The following is a 2,326-nucleotide window of genomic DNA, read 5'->3' on the forward strand; positions in this document are numbered from 1 at the left end:
CAAACAGTTAACCCTCAGGGCGCAATGCTTAACTTCTTAACTGAGTTGTCTTTAATACGCTATCTTAGCGATGTTTTTCGAGTGGTATTATTTACGTTTCGTTCAATGCTTCTCAATCTGTATAAATTCAAAAAATATATTTATTAATAAACAAAAAACTTAGTAGAAAAAAGCTCGTTAGCGTTGAGAAACGACTAGCGATGCGATAGCGAAGAGCTGTGGCTAAAAATCCTTACAATACGAGATTAAACCAAGCCGATTAATTTACTTATCTCCATAGATAATGACGTCATTTAAATAATGGCGAATAGACTCGGCTGGCTTGAAATCAGTAATTAGAATATAACAACAGCAAAAAACAGCGACAAAGCAATCAAAATAATAAGGATATGACTATGATGACATCAACCAGTCAATTTGAGAAAAAATGATTAGATAACTTTCAATGGTTAGCTGGTGACAAGCTATCTGGTATAACGGCACTAGCAAATGATGAAAAAGATCGAGTACGAAAACAGCCATTATTTTACCTCGAAACGGTTTCTGTAGACAGTTATGAAGATGACATTTACTTTGTGAACAATACTAATGAAACGCTCAGATGGGTAGCGCCTTTTAAACCCTATCAAAATATAGAACAAGCAAGGGCGAAGTTGGGTGATGTTAGTGATGAAAACTTACGTAAAGTGACGCTCTATAGTGATGATATCGACAGTTTATACACGGACATACTTCCCAAGCAGGGGGTGCGTATTGGCAGTGTTGATATTCTTTATGACAGTGATGCGCTGATGCAATGGTTTATACATGTGCCCTATAAAGGGCCAGATACTCATTATGCGATTTGGCAATTTAATGTCGTGGAGAAGGGCGGGATTCGAGGAACTTATTCATTGCTAGGGGAGGATTTTGGCAGGCCTTCGCATATAGTGAGTTGTGATTGTCTGTTTGAGCGAGCGGATATGCCGATAGAAGTCAGCGTTTATGAAGAGCGCTGTGCAATGCTTGAGAGGCTTATTGGTTCATTTGGTATTGCAAATGCCATATTCGTATTGGCGATCAATGATGTGCTTTATCGTTACGGTATTGGCTGGAGTGCGCCCTATAGTGAGTCGGACATACAGGCACAAGACATTGCGATGAGATTACAAGAGCAAAAGCCGAAAGATACAGAAGCGGTGAGAGCCATTGTCCAAACAGTTTATGATTTTTGGTTTGATGAAGGCTTTGCAAAAAACATCTCAATGCAGGCTTGTGAGGAGATATTGAGCTTGTCCCAAGCGCAGGTGGCTAGCCAAAAACCAGTTTAATTTATGAGTCAAATTATTGAGCATAAACCCAAATAATAATTAAAAAAGGAGAAGTTTATGATGTTTCCTATCGAAAACAATGACACGTTTTTGTTGTTTTTTCATGGTCTTGATTCCAGTAATGAGACCAGCAAATATACTTGTATTACTCGTGAACCAAAATACTGCCAAACAGTCAATTACCGAGACAATTTTTTAGAAGTATTTGAGATTTACGATGCGCTGATCCGTGAAAAAATGACACAGTATCCGCGAGTGGTATTAGCAGGGCATTCGCTTGGTGGCTGGTTTGCCAATCACTTTTCCCATAAATACAACCTGCGTGCGCTATTGATTGCGCCTTGTATCTATCCAAGTGAGGTATTGGCTGACCGTATTCCTGCAGTGGCTGATATGAAGTTATCATTCCCTACATCTAACACTGAGATGATGCGCGTCATGGTAGAAGTCGACGATGAAAGTTTGGATGTGGCGATTGCTAGACGAACTTTAGTCAATCTCCCTGATAGTTGGGAAGTCGATTACTTTGAAGGTGGTCATCACCGCATCGCTCGTAGCAGTGATATTTGGTATCACTTAACTCATCTGTGCGAAGATCCAATCGTTTGGATGGATGAGGCAACATATCATGGTGAAGATTAAGGTGTGTCATTGAGGCGTGTTTGTGTAGTCAGAAAGCTACTAAACCGCTACGGCGTTACTTTCCTTCTTAGGTGTACTACTTAATATAACCTGTAGTCAGCTGTCTTGTATTTATTTTAGATTTATTTGACTATAAAACGAAGTTGATAAAATTTATCCAACATATGTCCTATAGGATTATGTATTTTCTATGTTACCTGTTATTATACGACAGCAACAATTCTGAGATAATATATAATATTTTAAAGTCTTAGTGTTTTCAGCGCTGATAGTTAAGAGAACTGATAATAGATATATTATGAATGTCTTTTTTAAGCTGGTTATAGCTCGTTTTTTATTGAATATTTTGAGGAAAGTTACGTGGAAATTATAGG

At 38.3% G+C, this 2,326-nt stretch carries 2 protein-coding genes; both read left to right on the forward strand.

Annotated features, from left to right (window positions below; all coding sequences use genetic code 11):
* Positions 1-575 precede the first annotated feature (575 nt).
* Complete coding sequence (locus ACT3SX_RS14785; RefSeq protein ID WP_192520894.1) at positions 576-1,310, forward strand: hypothetical protein; 735 nt, start codon at positions 576-578, stop codon at positions 1,308-1,310.
* A gap of 57 nt (positions 1,311-1,367) precedes the next feature.
* The gene (locus ACT3SX_RS14790) at positions 1,368-1,952 is read left to right on the forward strand and encodes a YqiA/YcfP family alpha/beta fold hydrolase (RefSeq protein ID WP_192992594.1); all 585 of its coding nucleotides are present in this window, start codon (positions 1,368-1,370) and stop codon (positions 1,950-1,952) included.
* Positions 1,953-2,326: the final 374 nt, after the last annotated feature.

The organism is Psychrobacter sp. AOP31-B2-9, from assembly GCF_052378005.1.
Lineage (GTDB): Bacteria > Pseudomonadota > Gammaproteobacteria > Pseudomonadales > Moraxellaceae > Psychrobacter.

What these genes read in the sequence shown, in the direction of transcription:
- ACT3SX_RS14790 (WP_192992594.1), top strand. Translation starts at nt 1,368, where the DNA reads ATGATGTTTCCTATCGAAAACAATGACACGTTTTTGTTGTTTTTTCAT.